Raw genomic sequence first — 24,902 nt, 5'->3', positions numbered from 1 at the left:
CGCAGGCAGGCGAGTTGCCATCTATTGTCCGAGACGCCATTCCGGGCAATACTGCACAAGTTCCCGCAAGGGGCTTGTGAGACTCTGAGGATCCTGGTCAACCAGCAATCGCAGAGCCAGACAGGTAAAGGGTGATGACAAGCCGACCTGTCTGTGAAGGGGCGCCGAAAGGCGCCCTTTGTCGTTCTGGTGTTACGCCCAGCGCTTGAAAATCAACGAAGTATTCACCCCGCCAAAGGCAAAGTTGTTGTTCATTACGTACTGGTTGCACATCTGCCGGAACTCGCCACGCAGGTAGTCCAGCGCGCCGCACTGGGGATCGACGTGGTCGAGGTTGAAGGTGTGGGCGTATTCGTCGCTGTTGAGCATTTCAATGCTGAACCAGGACTCCAGGGCACCGCAGGCGCCCAGGGTGTGGCCCAGGAAACTCTTTTGCGAGCTGATGGGCATGCGGTTGCCGAACAGGCTGCTGGTGGCCAGGGTTTCGGCGATGTCACCCTGTTCGGTGGCGGTGCCGTGGCCGTTTACGTAGCCGATCGCTGCTGGCTCCAGGCCGGCGTCCTCTAGCGCCAACTCCATGGCCCGGCGCATGGTGCTCTGTTCTGGACGGGTGGTGTGTTGACCGTCGGCGTTGCTGCCGAAACCGACTACTTCGGCGTGGATATGCGCGCCACGAGCCAGCGCGTGCTCAAGTTCTTCAAGCACCAGCATGCCGCCACCCTCACCGATCACCAGGCCGTCGCGCGCAGTGTCGTAGGGCCGTGGGCTGGATTGCGGCGCATCGTTTTTCAGGCTGGTGGCGTAGAGCGCATCGAACACCATGGCCTCGGTCGGGCACAGCTCTTCGGCGCCGCCGGCGAGCATCAACGGCAAGCGTCCGAACTTGATCGCCTCATAGGCGTAGCCGATGCCCTGGCTGCCACTGGTGCAAGCGCTGGACGTGGGGATCAGGCGCCCGGTGAGGCCGAAAAAGATGCTGATGTTGGCCGCCGTGGTGTGCGGCATCATGCGCACGTAGGAGTTGGCGTTGAGCCCTTCGGCCACCGAGTTGAGCAGCATGTTGCCGAAGGCCTTGATCTCGTCGGTGCTGCCGGTGGATGAGCCGCAGGCCACACCCATGCGCCCGTCCTTGATCGACTCGTCACCTAGCAGGCCAGCGTCGGCCAGGGCCCGTTCGGCCGCGCCAACTGCCAGGCGGGACACCCGGCCCATGCTGCGCAGCTGTTTGCGGGTCCAGTGGGCCGGCACCTTGAAGTCATCGATGGGGCCGGCCAGCCGGGTGTTCAGCTCGGTGAACCGATCCCACTCGTGCATGCGCCGGATGCCGCTGTGGTTGGCCTTGAAGTGGCCGGCGATGGTTGCCCAGTCGTTACCCAGGGAGGTGATGCCGGCCATGCCGGTGACGACGACGCGCTTCATCAACACAGGCCTCCATTGACGGCCAGTACCTGGCGGGTGATGTACGAGGCTTCTGCCGACATCAGGAAGTTCACCGCGCCAGCCACTTCTTGTGGGGTGCCCAAGCGTTGTGCGGGGATCATTTTCATCAGTTCTTCCACCGGCACGTTGTCATCGAGCATGGCTGTGTCGATCAGGCCGGGTGCGACGCAGTTGACGGTGATTTTGCGCTTGCCCAGCTCGATCGCCAATGCTTTTGCCGCGCCGATCAGACCGGCCTTGGAGGCACTGTAGTTGACCTGCCCGCGATTGCCGATCAAACCCGACACCGACGTGATGCAGACGATCCGGCCGGCGGCGCGGCGGCGGATCATCGGCATCATCACCGGGTGCAGTACGTTGTAGAAACCGTCGAGATTGGTGCGCATGACCTGGTCCCAATCTTCTTCGCTCAGGGCGGGGAATGCACCGTCGCGGGTCAGTCCGGCGTTGAGCACCACGCCGTAGTAGGCGCCATGGGCCTCGACATCGGCCTCCAGCACGGTTTTGCACCGGGCTCGGTCGGCGACGTCGAACTGCAGGACCCGGGCGCGCCGGCCGAGGGCCTCGATCTCGGCCTGGACCGCGTCGGCCTCGGCGCGACCGCTGCGGCAGTGGACCACGATGTCATGCCCGGCCTGCGCCAGGCGCAGGGCGATGGCGCGGCCGATGCCACGGCTGGAGCCGGTGACCAGTACGAATTCAGTCATCACTGGACTCCTTGGATTGATCGAGATATTGAGCCGCCTGGGGCGGTCGGAACACATTCAGACGAGCGCTGGCGTGAATGCCGGTGCCGTGGATATGGCATTCGAACACGCCCATGCCGTTGTCGTCTTCCAGGGAGCGGATTGCGTGGACGGTCAGTTCGGTGCCGGCCGGGAAATGCTCGACGTTGCATTCGAACTTGCGGGTACCGAGCAGGAACCCCAGCTCCACGGGATTGCCGCGGCGCCGGGCCTGGCAACCGGCAAAGGCGGCGACGCTCTGGGCCATCAGCTCGATGCCGACCCAGGCCGGCAGGCTACCGTCCGGATGGTTGAACAGGCCGTCTGGCTTGACCGTCAGTTGGGTGTGAATCTGTTCTTCGTCGAACCCCAGGACCCGGTCGATGAGGATCATGTCGCCAGCGTGGGGCAGCAGTTCGGCGAGCGGCCAGTCAATCATGGTGCGTCTCCGATAATCAGGCTGACGTTGTTGCCACCGAAGGCGAAGGAGTTGCTCATCAGGTAGCGCGGACCAATGGACGCCAGGCGATCGGTCGGCGTCACCCATTGCAGTGCTGGCAGCCCTGGGTCCGGCTGGCCGTCCCAGAGGTGAGGAGGCAGGACGCGGCCGGGGTTGTCCGCGCCCAGGCTCAGCCAGCAGAACGCTGCTTCCAGGGCGCCGGCGGCACCCAGGGTGTGCCCGGTCAGGGGCTTGGTCGAGGAGCACGGTACGCCGGCCGGGAACAGACTGGCCACGGCCTGGCTTTCCATCGCATCGTTGTGCTGGGTCGCGGTGCCGTGCAGGTTCAGGTAGCTGATCTGCCCGGGCTGCAGGCCGGCACGGTCGAGGGCCTTGTGCATCGCTTGCCGCGCGCCGCGACCGGAGGGCTCGGGGGCGGAAATATGGTGTGCATCGGAACTGGCGCCGCCACCGAGCAGGGCCAGCGTCGGTTGCTCATTGGCACAGCGGGTCATCAGGAACAGTACCGCCGCCTCGCCGATGTTGATGCCATTGCGGTTCACGGAGAACGGATTGCAGCGTTGTTCGGACACCGCTTCCAGGGCCGAAAAACCGTTGAGCGTCAGCTTGCACAGGCTGTCGACGCCGCCGCACAGCACCGCGTCGCACAGGCCCTGGTCGAGCAGGCGCTGGGCGCTCAGCAGGGCGCGGGCGCTGGAGGTGCAGGCGGTGGAAATCACATAGGCCGGGCCGCGCAGTTGCAGCCAGTCGGCGAGGAAGTCCGCCGGGGCGCCCAGTTCCTGTTGCCGATAGTCATAGTCTGCGGGGAATCGCTGGTCCCGCAGATAGGTGGCCAGGCTCTGGCTGGCTTCGTCGATCCCTGAGGTGCTGGTGCCCAGCACCACTGCGATGCGCTGCGCTCCGTAGCGCTGGATGACCTGGTCGATGTCGGCACGGATCTGCAGCGCCGCTTCCAGCAACAGCTGATTATTGCGACTGGCGTGCTGGCGCAGATGAGCGGGAATAGCTGCCAGTTCGCCCTGGACTGCCGCCACCGGCAGGGCGCGCTGTGGTACCCAGCCCGACTCGACACGCATCCCCGAGCCGTCCCCGGCGAACAGGTTGCGCGCGACTTCCTGCTGCCCGCGACCGAGGCTGCAGACCAGCCCGAGGGCGTTGAGGTAGGCCGTCATGGGGTGTCCCCGCGAAGTGGCGTGACCTGATAGGTCGGGCCCTGGGGCAGGCTGAGCTGAAAGTTCAGGGGCTGGGCATAACGTACGTCCCAGCGCGTGGGCAGCGAACGTTGCGTGCCATGCTGCCAGGCGCTGGGGTAGTTGGCTTGCAACTGGTCTGGCGGCGTCAGGGCAAACAGTAACGCGGCGAACAGTTCCCGGGCTTGCGGGTTGGGCGGCAGCAGGCCGTCAGCCTGCCACTGGCCGTTGACCAGTTTCTGGCGTGCCTGGGGGATACCCAGTAAGTCCATCATTGACCAGCGAATCCCGGGGTCTTCACGCTGGATCACCAGCACCCAATCCTGGCGTTGCTGGTCCTGCGATTGTTGCACGTGCAGTTGCAGCGGCAGCGCCAACGCCGGTTGCCCCGCGGGCAGAGGTGGTTGGCCGGCGCATGCGCTCAGCAGCAAAGCGGCGCCCAGCAGCATCAGGCGAGCGACAAGGTCACGCTGGCTCATGTGGCATCCCGGGCACAGAACTGCGAGATCATTTTCAGCCGGCGCCGGGCCTCGCTGACAAACGGATTGCGTTCGTCCCAGGCATAGCCTGCGAGGATCGCGCTGATCATGCGACGGATCTCCACGGTGCCGCCCTGGTGGTAGATCACATCCTGGAAGGTGCCGTTGTACCAGCCTTCGACATAGCAGCGGAAGGTGTCGACCCCGCGTTTGAGGGGCTCGGCGAACTCGCGTTGCCAATCGACGCTGTGCCCCTGTAGTTGGCGATCGAGGACCGCGGCGGCCATGCTCGCCGAGCGCATGGCGATGGTCACGCCGGAGGAAAACACCGGGTCGAGGAACTCCGCGGCATTGCCCAGCAGGGCAAACCCCGGCCCGTGCAAGGTCTTGACGTTGGCCGAGTAGCCGCCGATGGTCCGGGCCTCGGTGTCCCACACGGCGTTTTGCAGAACCTTGGCCAGGCTCGGGGTTTCGGCGATGAAGCCTTGCAGGCAGGCATCCAGGTCGGCGCTGCGCCCGGCGAAATGCTCGGCGGCCGCGACCACGCCCACCGAGCAGCGGCCATTGCTGAACGGGATGGTCCAGAACCAGATATCGCGTTGGGTCGGGTGGGTAGTGATGAGGATTTTCTCGCGCTCGAACGCCGGGCTGTCGATCCGGTCCTGCACGTGGGTGAACACTGCCTGGCGCAGCGGAAAGTTCGACGCCACTTCGAGGTCGAGCAAGCGCGGCAGCACGCGGCCGTAGCCACTGGCGTCGAGAATGAAGGCGGCTTGCACGGGGTACTGGCTGCCGTCCTCGCGCAGTACCTGCAGGAGGGGTTGCGGGCGCTCGACATCGACGCTGACGATGGCCTCGCCGTAGCGGATTTCCACCCCTTGCAAGGCGGCCTGGTCGGCCAGCAACTTGTCGAAGTCGGCGCGCTGCACCTGAAAGGTGGTCGGCTTGCCGGCGGTGAAGGTGTCACCAAAGTCGAAGGCGCTGTAGTGCTCGCCCCAGGCGAAGGCGGCGCCGTTCTTCAGCTGGAACCCGGCGGCGTTGACCGCATCGAGCATGCCGGCTTCTTCGACGAAGTCCAGGCAGTGACACAGCAGGCTCTCGCCGATGGAAAATCGCGGGAAATGCTGGCGTTCGATGACCAGCACATCGTGGCCCTTGCGCTTGAGCAGCGCGGCGGCAATCGCCCCCGAGGGGCCGGCGCCGATGATCACTACCTGACGCTGTTCTATTTCAACGGTTGGCACGTGGACTCCTTGCCGTAGCGGCGCTATTTCCGGGGGCGCGGTGCATGCCGAGCAAGGCCGGCAGTAGCGTCGCGACGAGACCCATCAGCATCAGCGCGAAGTACAGCGCGCCACTGATGAGCTGTTGTTGCAGCAGCAGGTTGAGAAAGACGATCTCGCTCAACCCGCGAATATTCAGCAGCACAGATTCGCGCCAACGGCTGGCACCTGCAAAGGATAGTCCGGCCCAGCCCAGGCCCAGCCAGTTGCCGAGCAATTTGCTGGCGATCGGCAACAGCAGCAAGGCCAGCAATTGACCCCAGCCCAGGCTGTCGAGGGCGCTGTGCACGTCGATCTGCACAATGCCGAAGGTCAGGATCAGCGGGATGGCGATCCAGGTCTGCACACGGTTCATCCACACCGCCGGCAGGGGCAGCACCAGCGCGATTTTCATGGTGGCCATCAACAGCAGGTAGCCGATGCCGAGAATCAGGGCGTTGAGCTTGTAGTGCTCGGCCACTACCAGCAACAGGAAAAACCCGGCGCTGTAGATCAGCGGCTGGCGCAGCCCGAGCAGGCGCAGGAGCAGCGGCGTGCACGCACCGGCCAACGGCAGCAACAGGCTACTCAGGTGCAGGCTGCCCTGGGCTACGGCGAACAGGGTCCAGCAGGTCAAGTCGATGAGGATCGCCGTTTGCACCAGGCGTCGGGTCGCAGCCGCGGGATAGCCGATGTGGCGCAGGTACAGGTACAGCACCGGGATCGCGGTGATCGCGAACAGCAGGCCGACCGCCAGGGAACTGATCCAGGGTTGCGCTGGCAGCAGCCAGATGGCCGTGGCCAGGCCGCAGGCGAAGGGCAGGCAAAAGCTCGGCAGGGCGATTTTCAGGCTCTGGCGGTCCAGGCGCAGGTCGATCACGTCGCTGAGGATATGCCCCAGCAGTAAGGCAAAACCCAGGCTGTAGAGGTTTTTCAGCCACCCGGGGCCAATCAGTTCGGCACCCGTGAGCTGCCAGCCCGGCTCGATCCAGAAGTACATCAGCAACGGCAGGCCAAAGGTGGCCAGCAGCAACTGGCTGACGATCGGAATCAGGCCCAGGTGTCGGCCGAGGTAGGTGGCCGCGGCGAACAGCGCCAGGGCCAGGAGCCAGAACAGGGCAATCAGCATGCTTGCGGCTCCCGGCGTGGCGCCGTGTGGGCCTGGCTTCCCGCCCACGGTGCGAGGATGAAGCTGAACACCAGCCCCAGGCTCACCGCCAGGCCGAAGTTGCTCACCGCCGGGGTGCTGGACACCGCCAGCAGGCCGAACGACAGCCAGGTGGTCAGCGCCGCCAGCAGGGTGCCGAGCAGGCTCACCGCCGCGCCACCCACCTGTTCGCGCATCAGGATCGCATAGTCGACGCTGATCGCCGTTACCAGCAGCAGGCCGAACAGGCTGAACAGGGTCAAGGGTTGCCCCAGCCAGCCCAGGCTGGCCAGGCTGCACAAGGCGGCCAGCAACGGCAGGAGGACGATGCGCAGGGCGCCGCCCAGGCCAAAGGGCAGAATCAGCACCAGCACGATCAGCACGCAGGAAGCGAGCTTCAACTCGGCGGCGCTGATTTGCGTGGCGGCGAATACCTGGTTCAGGTCGCCGAGGCGATCCACCAGCACCACGCCGGGCAAGTCCTGGGTCTGCACCCGCAGTAATGCTGGGTCGTTCAAGCCTTGCAGGCTGACCATGGCCGCTACGCCCTCGGCGTTTGGGCCCAGCCAGAGGGTGCGGTAGGGTTCAGCCAGCGGTCCCAGCAGCGCGGCATCGATATCCTGCAGCGGCAGCGCCTGCAACGCCGCCAGTTCTGCCTGCAGCGCCTCGTTCGAGATGCCGAGGGCCAGCAAGGGCTGCCAGTGCTGGGGCAGCTTGGCCAACGCCTCGCGCACCTGCTGCTGCACGCTGGGGGCACTGACCAGTTGATCGAGCGCGAGGAAACCCTGGAGTTTTTCCAGGTTGACCAGTTGCTCCAGGCGTTCGCTCAAGGCGCTCTGGCGCTCGAGCAATTGCTCCTGGTTGGCGGCCCGCACCAGGAAAAACTGACTGGTGGGCTGAAAGCCGGTGATCTGCGCGATGGTCCGCGCCTCTTCGGTGAGTTGCGCGGGCGCTCCGACCCATTGGCGAATGTCGTTGCGCGTGTGCAGTTGCAGCAGGCCACCGACACAGAAGGCGAGCAGCAGCGCGAGCAACACGGGGGTGCGCAAGTGTTTGAGCAGGGCTTCGCGCAGGTTCAACAAACCTTCGCAGATCCGCAGCGGCCACTGCGCCGGGTTCAACTCCAGGCCCTTGAGCAGCGCCGGCAGCAGGCACACCGCCGACAGATAGGCGCCGAGCAGTCCGGCGGCCGAGAACACGGCGATCTGGGTCAGGGCCGGGAAGGGTGTCCAGGCCAGGGCCAGGTAGCCAATGCAACTGGTGATCAGGCTCAGGGTCAGCCCCGGCAAGGTCAGGCGCAAGGCCGGCCAGCTGCGCCAGGGTTTCAGGCTCCAGCTCTTGGACAGGTAATGCAGTGGGTAATCCACCGCCACCCCGATCAGGCTGGAACCCAGGACCAGGGTCATCACATGCATGTGGCCAAACAGCGCGACACAGGCCACCGCGCCAAACAACATGCCCACCAGCACCGGGACGAACGCCAGCAGCACCCGCCAGCGGCGGAAAGCCAGCAACAGCAGGAGCAAGATTCCCAGGGTGGCGCCGCCGCCGACCCAGGTCATCTCCCGGGTCGCCTGCTGCTGACCGGCAGCGGCATACAGCAGGCCGCTGGCCGCGAGCAGTTGCACGTCAGCCTTGGCGGCCTGCTCGCGGCTGCGTTCGAGCAGCCCGGCCACTTGCAGCGGCAGTTGCATGTCGAAGGCATTGCCGGTGGTGCGGGCCCGCAGCAGGACCCAGCTCTTGCCGTCGGCGTCGGCAATCAATGCGCCGCTGCCGATGTCCAGCTGCACCACGCCGCGCTGCGGTTGGCTGTTCTGGATACGCCCGGTCAGGCCCAGCCAGTCGTCCTGGCTGGGCACCAGGCTAAAGCTGCTGAAGGGGTCGAACAGGGCTTGCAGGCGTTGCTGGATAAAGGCGTCCGGCTGTTCCAGCAATTGTTGCCGGTCGGTCTTCGACAGCATGGCCAGGCGACCTGACAGCAGTTGGCTGCGCAGGGCCGGCAGATCGGCTTGCAGATCCCACTGGACCTTTTCGAACAGACCGCTGGCCTGCCATTGAGCGCCGAGGGTCTGCGCCATCTGGATGGCCTGACTGCGCTGCTGATGGCCGACCAGCACCAGCATTTCCTGGTTCAGCGGTTCTTGCATGCGCTGTTCGGCGCGCAGTTCCAGCGCGTCAGGAGTGGTGCCGGGCGCCAGTTCCATGAGGTTGGCCGACAAGGGCGCACCGTCGCGCCATTGCCAGGCGCCGAGCGCGAGCATGCCCAGCAGCAGGCCCAGGAACAGCCAGGGCAGCCTGCGTTCACTGGGCAAAGTCATGTTGCTCCGCGTCACTGAGAGGTTGATTGGCGGTGCTGTCCTGCATGCGCAGCAGGGTGCTGTCGCCCTGGGTTTCGAGCAGTTCGATGCGCTGCACCAGTTCACCGCCGTCGATGTTGATTTGCTGGAATACCTGCTTGAGCAGCAGCGAACGCGGGGTCAGGGTCAGGTGCCAGCGCTGTGCATCGCCACTGAGCGCCAGTTCGAAATCACGTTGCAGGCCGCTGCTGTCGCCTTGCAGCACCGCGAGGAACAAACGGTTCTGCTCGGCACCGGCGCTTTTGCCCGGCAGCATCTGCCAGCCGTTGGCGTCACGCCGGGCGATGCCTTGGGCGGTGATGCGGTAGTCCTGCTGCAGCGGAGTCTTGAGCAACCAGAGCAAGCCGTGATCCTTGGCCAGCACGAAGCTGCCCTGGCTGGTCAACGGTTGGGGTAGGGCGCGCAGGTGTTTTTCCTGAATGAACTGGCCGTGGATTACCGTGGGTTTGGCCAGTTGAGTGCTGAGCTGTTGCAGGTCGAATGCCTGTGCGCTGAAGCTCAGTAATACCCCCATTCCGGTAGGAGCGAGCTTGCTCGCGAAGAACCTGAGGACGCGTCGCAATACCAGGCGTGCAGCGTTATCGTTGACGACTTTCGCGAGCGAGCTCGCTCCTACAGGGGGGGTGTGCATCATTCGAGGGCTCTCGTGACGGCATCGGTGAACACTTTCGGCGAGGCCAATTGCATCTCGCGGCTGGCCAGGTCGACGGCGACCTGCACCGTGCAGGCACGGGTCAGGCGCTCGCCGCTGGCGAGATCGCTGATCAGGTAGTTGATCTTCAGGCGGTTTTCCCACTCCACCAGGCTGGCGCGCACATTCAGCCGCTGGCCGAACACGGCGCCGCGCACGTAGCGCAACTGCAGGTCGATCACCGGCCAGGCGTAGCCAGATTCCTGCATGGCCTTGTAGTTGTGGCCCAGGCTGTCAAGCAGGGCGCAGCGGGCGATTTCCAGGTACTTCACGTAATGGCCATGCCAGACCACGTGCATGCTGTCGACGTCGAAGAACGGCACGAGGATCTCGGTGTCGTGGTGCAGCACTCCCTTGCTACGCATGCAGCCTCCAGTGTTGTTCGCCGATTCGTTGCAGGCACAGGCGCAACTCGCCTTCCAGGGCGCGGTCTTCGATCACCGGGGCAAAGTCCTTGGCCAGCTCCGCGTGCATGGCCGCCAGTGCTGGCGGCAATGGCCGGGCATCGGCTGCCTGGCCGCGTAGCCACACCCCTTGCTGGGCGGCCAGCAAGGTGGCGGCAGCGACCTGCTCGGTCAGCTCCAGCACGCGGATCGCGTCGCGGGCGGCAATGGTGCCCATGCTCACCTTGTCCTGGTTGTGGCATTCGGTGGAGCGCGAGAACACGCTGGCCGGCATGGTGTTTTTCAACGCTTCGGCGGTCCAGGCGCTGGTGCCGATCTGCACCGCCTTGAAGCCGTGGTTGAGCATGGCCCGCTCGGCGCTGGCGCCTGACAGGTTGCTCGGCAAACCATGGTTGTAGCGTTCGTCCACCAGCAAGGCGAGCTGGCGGTCGAGCAGGTCGGCGACGTTGGCCACCAGGTTCTTCAGGCTGTCCATGGCGAAGGCGATGTGCCCACCGTAGAAGTGCCCGCCGTGCAGCACGCGCTCGGCTTCGGCATCGATGATCGGATTGTCGTTGGCGCTGTTGAGTTCAATCTCGATGAACGAGCGCAGCCAGTTCAGGCTGTCCGCCAGTACGCCCAGCACATGGGGCGCGCAGCGCAGCGAGTAGCGGTCTTGCAAGCGATGCAGGGGCGCGGTGGGCGCATCGATCGCCAGGTCCTTGCGCAGCCAGGCGGCGACCTGCATCTGCCCTGGGTGGGGCTTGGCGGCGAACAGGCGCTCGTCGAAGTGTTCTGGGTTGCCTTGCAGGGCGACCACATTCATCGCGGTAATGCGCGTGGCCAGTTGCAGCAGGTAGTCGGCGCGGGCGAAGGCCAGGCAGGCCAGGCCGGTCATCACGGCGGTGCCGTTCATCAGCGCCAGGGCTTCCTTGGGGCGCAGTACCAGCGGTGCCCAGCCGAGCTCGCGGTGGACCTCGGCCGAGGTGCGGCGCTCACCGCGCCACAGCACCTCACGCTCCCCAGACAGGGTTGCGGCCACGTAGGACAGCGGCGTCAGGTCACCGCTGGCGCCCACTGAACCCTCCTGCGGGATCAGCGGCAGGATGTCCTGGTCGAGGAACGCCTGCAGGCGCTCCAGCAGTTCCACGCGAACCCCAGAGACGCCATGGCACAGCGACTGCAAGCGTGCGGCCAGTACGGCGCGGGTGGCCTGGGCATCAAGCAACTGGCCCAGGCCGCAGCCGTGAAAGGTGTACAGGTGACGGGGCAGGGCCTCGACGTGGTGTAGCGGAACCGCCACCACGCAGGAATCGCCGTAACCGGTGGTCACGCCATAGATCACGCCTTCCTTGTCCAGCAACGAATCGAGAAACCGCGCGCCCTTGGCGATGCGCTCGCGGTAGGCGCTGTCGCTTTGCAGCCGCGCAGGGGCCTGGCGGTTAGCCAGGGCCAGCACGTCCTCGATGCGCAAGGGGAGTTCGCCGAAGGTTACCGGCTCAAGCGTGGGCGTCGTCATCGGCTTTCCAGAAAGGGTAGAAGTTGAACCATTGTTGGGGCGCTTGCAGGCAATAGTGACTCAGGCGTTCGGCATAACGGGAAGCCCACTGATGAATGACCTGCTCGCGCTCGCTGCGTTTCCACAGTATCGCCTCGGCGAAGGGTTCGAGGGTCAGTCGGTAGTGGCCCGCGGGTTGCTTCAGGCAGAGCAGCAGATTGACCGGGCATTTCAGCAAGCCGGCCAGCAACCACGGGCCTTGCGGGAACGCCGCCGGATGGCCGAGGAAGTCCACGGTCACGCTGCGCCCGCCGTGCAGGGGCACCCGATCACCGGCGATCGCCAACCATTCGCCACGTTCCAGGCGCTCGTGCAGCTGCAGCATGGTCAGCGGGTCCAGCTCGCTGACCTGGATCAGCCGCAGGTTGGTTGCCCCGGCTTCCCCCAGCAAGCGGTTGAACTGCTCGGCGTGCTTGGTGTGCACCAGCACGTTCATGGTGACCCGCTCGCCGATCTCCGCCAGTGCGCGGCACACCTCGAGATTGCCCAGGTGGGCGCCCACCAGCAGTTGCCCGCGGGCACCGCGCAGTTGATTGCGCAGCAGGGCCGGGTCGATGATCTCGATCTGCTCGATGCTCAGCTTGCCGTTCCAGACGTCGAGCTTGTCGAGCATCGAGTCGGCAAAGGCCATGAACTGGCCAAACACCCGCCAATGGCTGGGGCGCAAGTCGTCGCGACTGCTCCAGTCGGCCAGGCGCTGCTGGTACTGCCAGGCGCTCTGGCGGGCATTACGGCCAAACAGGAAAAAGTACAGGACGATGCCGTACAGCAGCGGGCTCAATGCGCGTCGGCCCAGCAGCTTGGCGGCGCCGGCCGTGAATTTCATCAGCCAGAAGCTGCCGCGCTCCTCGCGGTCGGCCCAGTGCTTGTTATCGGCGTTGCCGCTCATCGGTGCCACCGCCGCCAGAGCAGCGCGGGCGAGCGCAGCAGCATGCCGAAGAACAATCGGGTGTGCATGCGCGTAATCAGCACGTTGTCGTGGAACAGACGAAAGTGCGAAACGCCGTCCAGCGGGTAGTGCACCCGGGTTTGCAGCCACAGCATGGGCTGGTTGCGCCAGGCCAGGCGCACCAGGATGTCGGAGTCGAAGTCCATGCGCCGGCCGATGTTGGCCGAGTCGATCAGGGCCAGGGTCGGTGGCAGCGGATAAACCCGATAACCACACATGGAGTCGCGAATCTGCAACGACAGGGTGTTGATCCAGACCATCACGTGCGTCAGGTAGCGCGCGTACAGGCGGCCTTTGGGCACGCTGGCGTCGTACAGCGGATAACCGCAGACCAGCGCCTCGGGGTGGGCTTTGGAGCAGGCGATAAACCGCGCGGCATCCTGCAGGTCATGCTGGCCGTCGGCGTCCACCTGCAGGGCATGGCTGAAGCCCAGGCGCGCGGCTTCGCGCAGGCCGTGCATCACCGCGCCACCCTTGCCCTGGTTGACGCCCAGGCGCAACACAAACACCTTGGGCCGTTGGCCGAGGGCATCCAGTACCGCGGCGCAGGCCGGGCTGCTGGCATCGTCCACCAGGATGCACGGCAAATCGGCGGCCAGCAGGGCCTCGACCACCCGGGTAATGGCGGTTTCGTGGTTGTAGACCGGGATCACCGCGCAAGGGTTATGCATCAATTGCGCTCTCGAGCAGGATCCGCCCACTGGAGCAGGTGGCGGTGGCATTGCGGTAGGTGAAGTACAGCTTGCCGCGTGTTGCGTCGAAGCGCAGGTGCAGCTGGATTTCATCGCCCGGGCGCACCAGTTGCTGGAACTTGAGCACTTCCATACCGGCAAACTTTTGCGGCAGGTTCATCAACTGCAGGCCCAGCTTCAAGGCCCAGTCCACCTGCACCACGCCCGGCAACACCGGCGCGAGAGGGAAGTGACCGCTGAAGTAGGCCAGGTCCGGGGGCACGGCCAGTTGCAGGCTCCACTGACCTTCGTCTTCACTCTGCTCCAGCACCTCGGGGGCCTTGGGGCGCGGCGCCAGGAGCAGGGCATCGATGGTTTTCTGCGGGAGTTTGCCCTGGGCATTCATCGGCAGTTGTCGCAGCAAGCGCCAGCGGCGGGGCAGTGCCAGGGCTTCGCAATGCTGGTTGAGGTGTTCACGCAGGACCTGGGTCAGGTTGCGCCGACCAATATTGCGCAAGGCATGCAGGCCCGTTTCGCTGAGCACCAGCACTGCGCCGAGCGAGGCACGGTTTTCCTGGACCACGCCCAGGCGGGCTTCGGCGACCCAGTCGTGGGTCACCAGGGCTTGCTCGAGCATGGGCAGGGAAATGCGTTTTTCTTCCAGTTTGACGATCCGGTCCAGGCGCCCCAGCAGTTCGAAGCGCCCGTGCGCGTCGATGCGGGCGGCATCGGCACTGTGTTCGACATGACCGGGCGGCAGGTAGGGCGAGGCGATCAGCAAGGCGCCGTCGCTGTCCTGGCGCAGCTGGACGCCGGAAAAGGGCTGCCAGGGTTCGTGTCCCTGGCGCCAGGCAATGCCACCGGTTTCCGAGCTGCCGAGGATTTCCGTTGGCCATTGCTGCAGCCGGTTATGCAGGCTTTGCGCGGCTTCGCCCGGCAGCGCGCCACCGGAAGAAAACACCCGGCGTACCGCACTCAGGGCCGGCCAGTCGAGGTTGTCGCCCATGCGCTTGAGCAGGGCCGGGCTGGCGACCCAGGCAAAGGCCGGATGTTCGCGACTGGCGCGCTGCAGGTCTTCGGGAAACGCCAGTTGTTTGCGCACGAACGGGCGCCCGGCACACAACGGCCACAGGACGCGGAACAACAGGCCGTAGATATGTTGCGTGGCGACGCTGCCAATCAGGCAGGCGTCGCCCAGGTCGGCGCCCCACAACTGCTCGAGAGCCTCGACTTCGTTAGCCAGTTGGCGCAAGGACTTGTCGATGCGCTTGGGTTCGCCGCTGGAGCCGGAGGTGCACAGGCTCAATTGGCAGCGATCGAGATCCAGGGAGGTGGGCGCCAGTGGCGGGTCGCGCAAATCGTCGAGGCAGGCATCACCCGGCTGGTCGCTCAGCCACAGCTCGACTTCACTGCTCCAGCGTTGACGGGTCTGGGCTTGCAGGTCGGCAGGCAGCAGTACGCTGACCCCGGCGCGCCAGGCGCCGAGCAGGGCGATGGCCAGGTCGGCGGCGTCTTCCAGGTGCACGGCAATACGCTGCACGCCGCGGGCCTGCAGGCCGGCAGCCAGGCTCAGCGCCTGCTCGCACAGGCGTGCGTGGTCGAGCGCAGGGCCGCTGGTCACGGCCCGCTGTGTTTGAGTCTTGAACAACAGGTGCTCAAGTTTTATCCAGTTCATGGGTGGCCTCGTACCCGTTGTCGTATGAGCCACTCGATGGCAAACATCAGACCGATCAAAACGTAGGAAATCAGCCCGGTGTACAGCGCCCACCAACTCAGCGGTGCCCACAGGGTCAGGGCAGCAGCACACAGGCCGTTGCACAGGAAAAACAGGCACCAGGCAATCGTCACATGGCGGGTATAGCGGATGGCTTTTTGCGGCAACTGCGGCTCGCGCAGTCGCGCCAGGCGCTCGACCATCGGCGGGCCGTACTTCAGGCTCGCGCCGAACAGCCCCAGCAACAGGCCGCTGATCAGCACCGGGTACCAACGCAGCAGGTCCGGGCTGTCGAGCAACGCCAGCATCAGGCAAAACAGCAGCACTGCGCCGGCCATCAGCACGTCGCCAGGGCGTCGTTGGCCCGTCACGGCCCTGGCCAGCCACAGGCTGCCCAGCAGCAGGGCGAATTGCCACGGGGCGAAGTGCGCCATGCCGTAATACACCGCAAAGGGGTACAACAGGCCCGTGAGCAACAGGCCAAGGCCGATCACTGGGCTCATGCTGCCGGTTGAACCAGACGATAGACCGCCTCGACCACATCGCTGACAGTGCGCACCGACTTGAACTCTTCGGCGGCGATTTTCTTGCCGGTCTGGCGCTTGATGTGGTCGATCAGGTCGACGGCATCGATGCTGTCGATCTCCAGGTCCTGGTACAGGTGGGATTCAAGACTCACGCGCGCCGGATCCAGTTCAAAGAGTTCGACCAGGGCATCGCGCAAGGTGTTGAAAATATCGTCACGAGTTTGCATGGTCCGGTCTCAAGCTGCCTGTTTTGCCGTGACGAACGCCGCAAGGCTCGCCACATTGATGAAGTGGTTGCGGGTGTCCTTGGCGTCGGCATCGATCTTGATGCCGTACTTTTTCTGGATCGCCAGGCCCAGCTCCAGGGCATCCACGGAGTCCAGGCCCAGGCCTTCGCCGAAGAGCGTCTGCTCATCGCCAATGTCATCGACACCGATATCCTCCAGGCCCAGGGAATCGATGATCAGCAGTTTTATCTCACGGTGCAGTTCGCTCATCTTCGGCGAGCTCCTTAATATAGTAATGATGCAAGTAGTCGTTGAGCTTGCGCGAGGCCTGCGGCGCAGGCCCCATCGCGGCGAAGGCTTGTGGGTCTATATCGGCCCCTACGCGGAAACTGAAGTGCACGCGGCGCTTGGGGATCCGGTACCAGGGTTCGGCTTTGGTCAGGGTGGTCGGGCTGACCTTGATTATCACCGGGGTGAGGATGCTCGCACCCCGCAGGGCAATGGCCGCCCCTCCACGATGGAAGGCCGGTGGCTGGCCGGGCTGGGTGCGTGTGCCTTCCGGGAAGATAATCAGGGTTTGCCCGCTCCTGAGCGCGTCGGCGGCGGCATCGAGCATGTCCATGCTGCCGTCGTTGCTGATGTATTCAGTGCAGCGTAGCGGACTGCGGGTAAAGGGGTTCTCCCAAAGGCTTTGCTTGACCACGCAATTGGCGTGGCGCACCAGGCCGATCAGAAACACTACGTCGATCAGCGACGGGTGATTGGCCATGATCATCTGTCCCGGACGACCGAGGCGTTCTGCGCCCTGGATGTCGTAGGTCAGCACGCCGGTACGGGCCATGAACCGCACAAACAGCCAGAACAGCCGGCTGACTGTCGCGCGTGCCCGCCGCCTGTGGGTCGGGGCATCCCCGGGCAAGCAACCGAGTACCGGAAAAACCACCAGCCGCAGGCACAGCCCGCCCAACCCGAACAGGGCAAAGCTGGCAGCCGTCGCCAGCAGGCGCCAGTAGTAGGCGTCGCGGTTTTTTTTGGTCACGGATTGCGTTGCCAGGTCCATACACGATTTTTCCAGGCATGTTGGCAAGAAGTCTCCTGGCCGAGGAGCACAGGTAACAGATTCAGCGCGTGGGGCCAGTGGGCTTTGGACAACGGATCCGCTGCGCTGTTCAGGGACAGTTGCCAGTCTTTACCGGGGGTCAGCAGCAAGCCGACGGCGTAGGGAAACGGCACGTCGTCGATCCATGGCGAGTAGGCCTGGGGGGGCTGATCTTCGGTCACCACCAGCAGCACTGCCGGTGCACCTTCGTCGAGCAGGGCTGCGGCTTCCAGCACGCCATGTTCGAGGCCGTCACCGGCGGCGGCCAGGGCGGTCATTTCGCTGGTTTCCCCGCGCATGATCGACCACAGTCCGATGATCGCATTGTGCACTGACAGGCTGAACTGGGTAGGCGACAGCGGCTGCTCGGTCGCCAGGTCGCTGAGGATCTCGAAGGTGCGCGGGGTTTCACCATGACGGGACACGAACACCAATGGCAGGTGCTCGCGACCTTCGGCCAGCGGCCAGCCGACGCTGAAGGCCATGCGGGCCAGGCGGCTCAGGCGGCGGCGCTGCATGGCTGGAAGAAAGGATACGTCGGGAGCCTCATCGCTGGCCGGGAGTACCACCGGTTGGCGGCTCCAGGCTTGCCAGTCGTCCACGCTTACGAGCCCAGGGGCCCAGGCGCGCCATTGGGCGATGCTGAATGTGATCACTGAATTCTTCCCGCCCCTGCGGGCTTCCTTGACGCGGTAAGTCGTTTCGATCGGCGACAGACCTGGCGTGGCACAGAGGCCGAGTGTCGCGCATTATCCCGGTGCTGTTGGCTTGTAGCAAATGCTGGTTACATTTTGTTCAGTAGATGATGGGCGTTCTCAAGTAATCGGCGGCGGGGTAATTCTGCGGGTTTCGCCGGGAAAATCTGCCAGCCACTTCTTCAGTCATTGGAAGATCGCGCTGGTTAACTCGAAGAGATTGCAGCTGACTCTGTAGTCTGTTTGCCGCCAAGGTAGCTAAGCGGCATCGAGGCCTACTACACTCGGTCATTCTTTGATACACGGAGGTTTTGCAATGCGGCGCGTGGTGTTCAATCAGAAAGGTGGCGTGGGCAAATCCAGTATTGCCTGCAATCTGGCGGCGGTCAGCGCCAGCGAGGGCTATCGCACCCTGCTGGTGGATCTCGATGCCCAGGCCAATTCCACTCAATACCTCACCGGGCTGACCGGCAATGACATTCCGATGGGGATTGCCGACTTCTTCAAGCAGACCCTGTCGTCCGGGCCGTTCTCGAAGAAGAACCGGGTGGATATCTATGAAACCCCGTTCGACAACCTGCACGTGATCACCGCCACGGCTGAACTGGCCGACCTGCAGCCCAAGCTTGAGGCGAAGCACAAGATCAACAAGCTGCGCAAATTGCTCGACGAACTGGCCGAAGACTACGACAGGATCTACCTCGACACCCCGCCAGCCCTGAACTTTTATGCGGTTTCAGCGTTGATCGCCGCCGATCGAGTGTTGATTCCCTTTGATTGCGACAGTTTTTCCCGTCAGGCGCTGTACGGCCTGCTGGCGGAGATCGAAGAATTGAAGGAAGACCACAACGAAGGCCTGGAGGTCGAAGGCATCGTGGTCAACCAATTCCAGGCGCGGGCCAGCCTGCCACAGCAGATGCTCGATGAGTTGATTGCCGAAGGCCTGCCCGTGTTGCCGGTGTACCTGGGCAGTTCGGTGCGCATGCGTGAGTCGCACCAGGCCAACATGCCGCTGATCCACCTCGACCCGCGGCATAAACTGACCCAACAGTTCGTCGACCTGCACAATCTGTTGGAACACTCCTGACCTTCACGCGCGCATCAGATGCCCTGTGCGCGTAGCCAGCCAAGCAATTGCGGTAATGCCATGGCCCCGCTCTGGCGCGCCACTTCCCGGCCGTTCTTGAACAGGATCAGGCTGGGAATCGAGCGAATCGCCAACTGAGCCGACAATTGCTGATTGGCCTCGCTGTCCAGCTTGGCCAGGCGGCATTTGCCCGCCAGTTGCCCGGCCGCCTGCTCGAACACCGGTGCAAACGATTTGCATGGCCCGCACCAGTCCGCCCACACATCCACCAGCAGCGGCAGATCGCCCTTGATCTGGCTGGCGTAGTCGCCTTGCTTCAATTCAAACGGCTTGTTCAGCAGGACTTCGGCCTTGCAGCGCCCGCATTTCGGATGGTCGTTGAGGCGCTCGGCGGGAATGCGGTTGAGGCCGTTGCAGTGGGGGCAGGGGATGAGGAGTGGGTCGGTCATGAGTGATATCCAATGGGAAGCTGATATCACCTAGTTGGAGACGTTTGCTCATGTTTTCAATCGCGCAGTGATCAGCGTTAAAACTAGGCTGAGTCGTACCGAGCCAGACCGCTGGTCTACTTCGGATTATCGCAACTTGCGATATATTTTATCTGTGATTAACTCCCCATAGCAAAATGCGATAAGGATGTTGCATGCTTGTTCTCACCGAAAAAAGAGTACGTGAAGCCAAGGTCAGATGGCCAATGGCAGCCAATGCGCTGGACCATTGGTATCAATTAGCCAAAGGAAGCAAACCGTCGGATTTTGCGGCGATGAGAGCCACATTCCCTGCTGTCGACAAGGTAGGTGAGCTTCATGTTTTCGATATCGGTGGCAACAAGCTGCGGTTGATAGCTTTTGTCAGATATCGATCGCAAAAGCTTTATATCAAGCATGTGCTGGATCATCGCGAATATGACCGCGGCAAGTGGAAGGAGGAAAAAGCATGAGTGTACTGATCAAAAAAGCTGCCGAGCATTGGGAGTTTGTCTCACCGCTGCTTCGAAAACCGAAAAGTGAAGATGACTATGACCTGCTGGCGCATGCGCTGGACGAGTTGCTCGAGATGACGGGCGATGATGAGTTCCACCCGCTGATGAGCCTGGTGGATATCATTGGTGACTGGATTGAGGAGTGGGACCATAAGCATCACCCGATGCCCAAGCCTAGCGGGGTCGAGATTCTTGGCTACTTGATGCGTGAACACGGCCTCAGCCAGAGCGACCTGCCTGGCGTCGGCCCTCAGTCGGTCGTGTCCGAAATCCTGAGTGGCAAGCGCCAGCTCAACCTGCGCCAAGTCCGCTGGTTGGCCGAGCGCTTTAGCGTGTCGGTTGAAGTCTTTATCTGACTCACCTCACGACGAACAACTGATCTCCAGATGCTTGCCCCATTCCGGCGGCCGCTCTGCGTAGCTTTCCATCCCCGCTTGTTCCTCGAACGGATTGCTCAGCACCGCATGCAGTCGGCGGACCTGCGAGTAGTCGCCGCTCTCTGCCGCATCGATGGCTTTTTGCGCCAGATAGTTGCGCAGGATGTACAGCGGGTTGACCGCGTGCATTCGTGTGCGGCGCTGTTCCTGGTCAACCACCCCTTCACGGGCCACCCGGGCGCTGTAACGCTCGCCCCACGCATCAAAACCCTGGATGTCGACAAAGTCATCGCGCAAGCGGGCTAGGGCCTGCTCGGGTGCCTGATCGCCGAGGCGGCGGAAAAACAGGCTGTAGTCGACGGCACTGTTTTGCATTAACTGCAGTAGCTGCTCGACCAGGGCCTGGTCACTTTCTTCGCCGGTGGTCAGGCCCAGGCGTCGGCGCATCAGGTCCAGGTAATGGGCCTGGAACAGCGGCAAGTACAGGCTCAGGGCCTCGCGCAGGGCTTCGACACTGATGAATGGCGTCAGGGCCTGCGCCAGGGCGCTGAGGTTCCACTGGCCGATCGGTACCTGATTGCTGAACGAGTAGCGGCCCTGGTCATCGGAGTGGTTGCAGATGAAGTGGGCATCGAAATCGTCGAGAAAGGCGAATGGCCCGAAGTCGAAGGTGATGCCCAGGATCGACATGTTGTCGGTGTTCATCACCCCATGGCAGAACCCATAGGCCTGCCACTTGGCAATCAGCTCGGCGTTGCGCTCGACGATTTCGCGGAACATCGCCAGGTAAGGTTCCGGCTGTTCCAGGCACTCGGGGAAGTGTTGCGCCAGGACGTGTTCGCCGAGGGCCTTCTGTTGCTCGGGACGTTTGGTGTAGTAGAAGTATTCAAAGTGGCCGAAACGCACGTGGCTCGGCGCCAGGCGCAGGACCATCGCCGCCCGTTCCTGTTTCTCGCGCCACACCGGTGTGCTGGAGCCGATCACACACAGCGCGCGGCTGCTTGGGATGCCCAGCGCGTGCAGCGCTTCCGAGGCGAGGAACTCGCGGATCGAGGAACGCAGCACGGCGCGGCCATCGCCCATGCGTGAGTAGGGCGTCTGCCCGGCCCCCTTGAGGTGCAGGTCCCAATGCTCGCCGGCCTGGTTGTAGACCTCGCCCAGCAATAGCCCGCGGCCATCGCCCAGTTGCGGGTTGTAGGAACCGAACTGATGCCCGGAGTAGACCATTGCCCGGGGTTCGGCTTCTGCCCACAGTTTGTGACCGCCGAACAGCTCGGCGAACACCGGGGTCTCGGCCACCGCCGGGTCGAGGTCCAACAGGGCCATGGCGGCGGGGCTGGCCACGACCAGGCGCGGCTCGCTGATGGGCTCGGGCAGGACATGGGTTGAGAACGCGTCGCCAAGGCGAGCGAAGCGGTTGTCGAAGGTCAGTTCGTCGAGGGCTTTCAACGGCCATCTCCAGCAGAATGTCCGAGCATTCTGCTGGGGATTGCCCGGTTAGTCGAGTTTCGGCGCGGGTGGTTGTTGCTCGCCAGAGAGGTCCTTTGCCGCAACGATGGTTTTCGCTTCCGGTTCGATCGGCACCATCTTGTATTCCTGGCCGTGGAGGTTCTTCAGGTACACCTCCATCTGCCGGAACGAGATGTTGATGTGCTGCTTCTTGAACTCGCGGTTGATGAACCGGTTGATCTCGTCGAGGACCGGGTTGCGGTCACCCAGGTCACGCACGTGCACGCGCAGTTCGTGATCCAGGGTGCTTTCGCCGAAGTTCAGGAAGTACACGTGGGGCTCCGGCTCCTTGAGCACCCGCGGGTTGTCGCGGGCGGCCTTGAGCAGCAGCTCCTTGACCAGGTCCAGGTCCGAGCCATAGTCCACGCCAAGCTTGAGCGTCACACGGGTGATGGTATCGGTCAGCGACCAGTTGATCAGTTGCCCGGTGATGAACGTCTTGTTCGGGACGATGATGTCCTTGCGGTCGAAGTCGGTGATGGTGGTTGCGCGGATGCGGATTTTGCTCACCGTGCCCGACAGGTTGCCAATGGTGATGGTGTCGCCGATGCGTACCGGACGCTCGAACAAAATCATGATCCCGGAGATGAAGTTGGCGAAGATTTCCTGCATGCCGAAACCCAGGCCGACCGAGAGCGCCGCCACCAGCCATTGCAGCTTGTCCCAACTGACCCCGAGGGTCGACAGGGTGGTCACGAAACCGATGCCGGCGATCACGTAGGTCAGCAAGGTGGTGGTGGCGTAGGCGCTGCCCTGGGCCAGGTCAAGCTTGGACAGCACCAGCACTTCCAGCAGGCCGGGTAGGTTGCGCGCCAGGGCCATGGTGATGCCGATGATGATCAGGGCGCCGAGCATGTCGCCGATGCTGATCGGCACCATGCTCATGTTGGCGCCGGTGCCGCTGGTGTATTCGTAGAGGGTGATGTTGTCCAGGTACGAGAACACCGTGATCAGGTCGGCCCAGACCCAGTACAGGGCGGCAATGAAGCCACCCAGCAGGGCCAGGCGGATCAGGCGCAGGGATTGCTCGTTGACCTTCTCGATGTCCAGCGTCGGCTCTTCGACCACCACTTCGCCATCACCGGCTTCCTTGGCCGCCAGGCGCTTGGTCAGCGCCCGCTGGTAGGCCAGGCGCCGAGCCGCCACGGACAGGCCACGCACGAAGGTGGCCTCGATCACCAGCCAGAACATCAACAGGTACAGGGTGTTGATCAACCGGTCGCTGAGCTTCAGGGCGGTGTAGAAGTAGCCAAAGCACACGGCAATGAACAGCGCCACGGGCAGCGCGGTGAACATCACCCCGACCGCCTTGCGAAACAGCGAGGCGTTGTTGTGGGTCGGGCTGTGGAGCAACAGGCGACTGAGCAGCCAGGCCATCAGGGCGTAGCAGGTCAGCACCACGCCGATGCCCAGCACATCATCGGCCAGTGCCGCCGGTTGCAACTCGGCCACCGCTACCACGGCGACCAGCGCGATCACCACCACGCCCAGGCGCCGGATCCAGCCGCGAAGGAACTCGACCTGGGGTTTTTCCCAGCGAAAGTGCAACTGCGCCACGCCGCCGGGAGCCAGGATCCGGTAGGCGGTGTAGAACACCAGCCAGGCCTGGGACACTTGCAGCAGGGCCGCACCGAGGTTGGTGTTTTGCCCGCGGGCGTCGATCTGCAAGGCGTAGCCACACAGCGCCAGTGCCAGGGAAACCGGCATCGCCAGCAGCACATTGATCAGAATTGCCTGGGGCGTGTGCCATTGACTGTCGCGCTTGAAGTGCCCGATATCCTGGTGGACCTTGTTCAGGCGGCCATACAGGTACTTGCGGCGCCACAGTAGAAAGCCGATCAGCAGCGCCAGCGGGGTGAACAGCAGCGGTCGCTGGATCAGGCCGTCACTCAGCTCGGTCAGGGTCGAGGTCCAGGGCAGGGTGTTGATCTGCTTTTCCAGGCGCGTCGGCACGGCCCGCAGCCATTCCAGGTCCAGCGGCTTGTTGCTGGGGATCCAGAACATCTGTTCGTCGAGGGTCGAGCGCAGGTTCTGGGCGGTGGTCAGCAGTTGCTTCTGGTTCAACTGCAGGGTGATGGATTCGTTGAGCAGGGCGCTCAGCTCACGGTTCAGGCGCTCCAGCAGGTCGACCCGGGTCAGTGCCAGCTCCAGCAGGTTCTTGCGCAGTTGCGGGGTAACCTGGTCCGGCGGTTGGGCTGCCAGCAAGTTATCCACATAGGCTGTGGGATTGCTGATCAGCTCGCGTTGCTGATTGACTTCGAATTGGTACAGGCGGATGTCGGCAATCTGGTCGGCCAGGTCGCGGTCCAGGCGCAAGCGGGGCAAGGCCTGCTTTTGCTTGTAGAGGATCTTCGACAGCAGCAGGCTGCCCTTGAGGACGCTGATCTGTTCATCCAGCGCCGCGTCGCTCTGGGTCACGGTGTCGAGCTGCTGCTTGGTTTGCAGGTTCTGCTGGGTCAGTTCGTTGAGGCGGTCGGTGCTTTTGAGCAGGTAGTCGGAGAGCTTCAGGTTGGCCGCGCTTTCGGTGGCGAGCAGGCTGCTGCCGCCGGCTTTCTGGGCTTCGATCGACTGCTGGGTAACCGTCTCCTGGGACTGTGCCAGGCGTTTCTGGTTGATCAGGGTCTGCAGGTCCTGGATCTCCCGCTCCATACGCACAGTGCGTTCGGTCAGCAGGTCGTGCTGGCTGTTGCCCAGGTCCTGTAGCTGGCTGTTGCCGGCCAGTTCCTGGCGGCGCAACGGGATCAGCGCATTCAGGGCGGCGAGCTCGGCGTTGAGCAGGTCGCGTTGCTCGTTGGAGAGAGTCTTGCCGTTGTCCTTGCCGGTCTTGAGGATGTTGTTGATCTGCAGGATGCGGGTCTGGCTGCTGCTGATTTCAGCCTGGGCGCGCTCGGGGCGGGTCTGGGCCGTGATGATCAGGCTATTGGCATCGGCCAGGGCCTTTTGCAGGTCGCTTTGCTGGGTACTGCGCTCGGTGAGCATCTGTTCGAGCTGCGGCACGCTCAGGCTGGCGTAGCGCTGGGCAACCGGGATCACCTTGGTCGCCTCGAGACGGTCCAGTTCGCGCTGGTTCTCGATGTTCTGCTTGGGCGCGGTGCTCAGCTGTTGCTTGAGGTCGTTGAGGCGCTTGTCGTAATCGGCCTTGTTCGACAGCTGGGTCAGGGTCTGTTGCAGTACCGCTTGCAGGGCTTTTTGATCGGCCTCGAGCAGTTTGCGTTCGGCGATCTTGTCCAGGCTCTTCTGCACGGTGTCAGCGGAAGGTGGTTCGGCCGCCTGCAGGGTGCCGACGGAAAGACTCAGCCCCAACAGGGCTACAGCTAAAAATGTGCGCAGGGTTGGCATAGAGACCGATCGAAAACGTGGCGGAAAAAGGAGT

At 63.6% G+C, this 24,902-nt stretch carries 25 protein-coding genes; 3 read left to right on the top strand and 22 right to left on the bottom strand.

Features of this window, described 5'->3' with window-relative positions; genetic code table 11:
- Positions 1 to 192: 192 nt before the first annotated feature.
- From ACM6IP_RS17285 to ACM6IP_RS17195, 19 genes are read right to left on the bottom strand one after another with little or no spacing between them, the layout of a single operon-like run.
- Entirely contained in the window at positions 193 to 1,419 is a 1,227-nt protein-coding gene (locus ACM6IP_RS17285) for a beta-ketoacyl-ACP synthase (protein ID WP_401129017.1), read from the bottom strand.
- The gene (fabG, locus tag ACM6IP_RS17280; RefSeq protein ID WP_095167209.1) at positions 1,419 to 2,147 is read right to left on the bottom strand and encodes a 3-oxoacyl-ACP reductase FabG; all 729 of its coding nucleotides are present in this window, start codon (positions 2,145 to 2,147) and stop codon (positions 1,419 to 1,421) included. Before fabG ends, ACM6IP_RS17285 begins: the two co-directional genes overlap by 1 nt.
- Positions 2,140 to 2,604 carry a hotdog family protein gene (locus ACM6IP_RS17275; RefSeq protein ID WP_414861946.1) on the bottom strand — a complete coding sequence of 155 codons (465 nt, stop codon included), beginning with the start codon at positions 2,602 to 2,604 and terminating at the stop codon, positions 2,140 to 2,142. The genes fabG and ACM6IP_RS17275 overlap by 8 nt, the downstream gene beginning before the upstream one ends.
- The gene (locus tag ACM6IP_RS17270) at positions 2,601 to 3,797 is read right to left on the bottom strand and encodes a beta-ketoacyl-[acyl-carrier-protein] synthase family protein (RefSeq protein WP_414861945.1); all 1,197 of its coding nucleotides are present in this window, start codon (positions 3,795 to 3,797) and stop codon (positions 2,601 to 2,603) included. Before ACM6IP_RS17270 ends, ACM6IP_RS17275 begins: the two co-directional genes overlap by 4 nt.
- A complete protein-coding gene (locus ACM6IP_RS17265; RefSeq protein WP_414861944.1) occupies positions 3,794 to 4,294 on the bottom strand; it encodes a hypothetical protein in 501 nt (166 codons plus the stop codon). Before ACM6IP_RS17265 ends, ACM6IP_RS17270 begins: the two co-directional genes overlap by 4 nt.
- Positions 4,291 to 5,538, bottom strand: coding sequence for an NAD(P)/FAD-dependent oxidoreductase (locus ACM6IP_RS17260; protein WP_095167203.1), 1,248 nt, complete (start codon positions 5,536 to 5,538; stop codon positions 4,291 to 4,293). Before ACM6IP_RS17260 ends, ACM6IP_RS17265 begins: the two co-directional genes overlap by 4 nt.
- A complete protein-coding gene (locus tag ACM6IP_RS17255) occupies positions 5,525 to 6,685 on the bottom strand; it encodes a sodium:proton antiporter (RefSeq protein WP_095167201.1) in 1,161 nt (386 codons plus the stop codon). Before ACM6IP_RS17255 ends, ACM6IP_RS17260 begins: the two co-directional genes overlap by 14 nt.
- Positions 6,679 to 9,021: an MMPL family transporter gene (locus ACM6IP_RS17250; RefSeq protein ID WP_414861943.1), complete on the bottom strand. Its 2,343-nt coding sequence runs from the start codon at positions 9,019 to 9,021 to the stop codon at positions 6,679 to 6,681. The genes ACM6IP_RS17255 and ACM6IP_RS17250 overlap by 7 nt, the downstream gene beginning before the upstream one ends.
- Complete coding sequence (locus ACM6IP_RS17245; protein ID WP_414861942.1) at positions 9,005 to 9,694, bottom strand: outer membrane lipoprotein carrier protein LolA; 690 nt, start codon at positions 9,692 to 9,694, stop codon at positions 9,005 to 9,007. The genes ACM6IP_RS17250 and ACM6IP_RS17245 overlap by 17 nt, the downstream gene beginning before the upstream one ends.
- Complete coding sequence (locus ACM6IP_RS17240; protein ID WP_159993308.1) at positions 9,691 to 10,116, bottom strand: acyl-CoA thioesterase; 426 nt, start codon at positions 10,114 to 10,116, stop codon at positions 9,691 to 9,693. The genes ACM6IP_RS17245 and ACM6IP_RS17240 overlap by 4 nt, the downstream gene beginning before the upstream one ends.
- A complete protein-coding gene (locus ACM6IP_RS17235) occupies positions 10,109 to 11,653 on the bottom strand; it encodes an HAL/PAL/TAL family ammonia-lyase (RefSeq protein WP_159993310.1) in 1,545 nt (514 codons plus the stop codon). The genes ACM6IP_RS17240 and ACM6IP_RS17235 overlap by 8 nt, the downstream gene beginning before the upstream one ends.
- The gene (locus ACM6IP_RS17230; RefSeq protein ID WP_401128995.1) at positions 11,634 to 12,581 is read right to left on the bottom strand and encodes a glycosyl transferase; all 948 of its coding nucleotides are present in this window, start codon (positions 12,579 to 12,581) and stop codon (positions 11,634 to 11,636) included. The genes ACM6IP_RS17235 and ACM6IP_RS17230 overlap by 20 nt, the downstream gene beginning before the upstream one ends.
- Positions 12,578 to 13,312 (bottom strand): glycosyltransferase family 2 protein, encoded by a 735-nt coding sequence (locus ACM6IP_RS17225; RefSeq protein WP_414861941.1) that lies wholly within the window; start codon positions 13,310 to 13,312, stop codon positions 12,578 to 12,580. The genes ACM6IP_RS17230 and ACM6IP_RS17225 overlap by 4 nt, the downstream gene beginning before the upstream one ends.
- Positions 13,305 to 14,987 carry an AMP-binding protein gene (locus ACM6IP_RS17220; RefSeq protein ID WP_414861940.1) on the bottom strand — a complete coding sequence of 561 codons (1,683 nt, stop codon included), beginning with the start codon at positions 14,985 to 14,987 and terminating at the stop codon, positions 13,305 to 13,307. Before ACM6IP_RS17220 ends, ACM6IP_RS17225 begins: the two co-directional genes overlap by 8 nt.
- A complete protein-coding gene (locus ACM6IP_RS17215; RefSeq protein ID WP_414861939.1) occupies positions 14,984 to 15,529 on the bottom strand; it encodes a hypothetical protein in 546 nt (181 codons plus the stop codon). The genes ACM6IP_RS17220 and ACM6IP_RS17215 overlap by 4 nt, the downstream gene beginning before the upstream one ends.
- The gene (locus ACM6IP_RS17210; protein ID WP_095167185.1) at positions 15,526 to 15,780 is read right to left on the bottom strand and encodes an acyl carrier protein; all 255 of its coding nucleotides are present in this window, start codon (positions 15,778 to 15,780) and stop codon (positions 15,526 to 15,528) included. Before ACM6IP_RS17210 ends, ACM6IP_RS17215 begins: the two co-directional genes overlap by 4 nt.
- A 9-nt stretch (positions 15,781 to 15,789) precedes the next feature.
- Positions 15,790 to 16,050: a phosphopantetheine-binding protein gene (locus ACM6IP_RS17205; protein ID WP_095167183.1), complete on the bottom strand. Its 261-nt coding sequence runs from the start codon at positions 16,048 to 16,050 to the stop codon at positions 15,790 to 15,792.
- Positions 16,031 to 16,840, bottom strand: coding sequence for a lysophospholipid acyltransferase family protein (locus ACM6IP_RS17200; protein WP_414861938.1), 810 nt, complete (start codon positions 16,838 to 16,840; stop codon positions 16,031 to 16,033). Before ACM6IP_RS17200 ends, ACM6IP_RS17205 begins: the two co-directional genes overlap by 20 nt.
- Positions 16,816 to 17,535 (bottom strand): beta-ketoacyl synthase chain length factor, encoded by a 720-nt coding sequence (locus ACM6IP_RS17195; protein ID WP_095167179.1) that lies wholly within the window; start codon positions 17,533 to 17,535, stop codon positions 16,816 to 16,818. Before ACM6IP_RS17195 ends, ACM6IP_RS17200 begins: the two co-directional genes overlap by 25 nt.
- A gap of 355 nt (positions 17,536 to 17,890) precedes the next feature.
- Here ACM6IP_RS17195 and ACM6IP_RS17190 point away from each other — a divergent pair, with 355 nt between their 5' ends.
- On the top strand, positions 17,891 to 18,661 hold the full coding sequence (locus tag ACM6IP_RS17190; RefSeq protein WP_159993322.1) for a ParA family protein: 771 nt from the start codon (positions 17,891 to 17,893) through the stop codon (positions 18,659 to 18,661).
- Between the two features lie 14 nt (positions 18,662 to 18,675).
- Here ACM6IP_RS17190 and trxC read toward each other — a convergent pair whose 3' ends face one another.
- Complete coding sequence (trxC, locus tag ACM6IP_RS17185) at positions 18,676 to 19,110, bottom strand: thioredoxin TrxC (RefSeq protein WP_401128977.1); 435 nt, start codon at positions 19,108 to 19,110, stop codon at positions 18,676 to 18,678.
- 194 nt (positions 19,111 to 19,304) lie between these two features.
- Between trxC and ACM6IP_RS17180 the strand changes: the two genes are divergently transcribed.
- Positions 19,305 to 19,601 carry a type II toxin-antitoxin system HigB family toxin gene (locus ACM6IP_RS17180; RefSeq protein WP_414861937.1) on the top strand — a complete coding sequence of 99 codons (297 nt, stop codon included), beginning with the start codon at positions 19,305 to 19,307 and terminating at the stop codon, positions 19,599 to 19,601.
- A complete protein-coding gene (locus ACM6IP_RS17175; protein WP_414861936.1) occupies positions 19,598 to 19,999 on the top strand; it encodes a helix-turn-helix domain-containing protein in 402 nt (133 codons plus the stop codon). The genes ACM6IP_RS17180 and ACM6IP_RS17175 overlap by 4 nt, the downstream gene beginning before the upstream one ends.
- 6 nt (positions 20,000 to 20,005) lie before the next feature.
- Here the strand turns inward: ACM6IP_RS17175 and selO are convergent, their stop codons facing one another.
- Both selO and mscK read right to left on the bottom strand, forming a co-directional pair.
- The gene (gene selO, locus ACM6IP_RS17170) at positions 20,006 to 21,469 is read right to left on the bottom strand and encodes a protein adenylyltransferase SelO (protein WP_414861935.1); all 1,464 of its coding nucleotides are present in this window, start codon (positions 21,467 to 21,469) and stop codon (positions 20,006 to 20,008) included.
- A 48-nt stretch (positions 21,470 to 21,517) separates the two neighbouring features.
- Positions 21,518 to 24,868 (bottom strand): mechanosensitive channel MscK, encoded by a 3,351-nt coding sequence (gene mscK / locus ACM6IP_RS17165; protein WP_414861934.1) that lies wholly within the window; start codon positions 24,866 to 24,868, stop codon positions 21,518 to 21,520.
- Between the last annotated feature and the right edge of the window lie 34 nt (positions 24,869 to 24,902).

Source organism: Pseudomonas sp. IT-P176 (assembly GCF_949767245.1).
Lineage (GTDB): Bacteria > Pseudomonadota > Gammaproteobacteria > Pseudomonadales > Pseudomonadaceae > Aquipseudomonas.
This window is presented reverse-complemented; position numbering and strand designations above follow the sequence as displayed.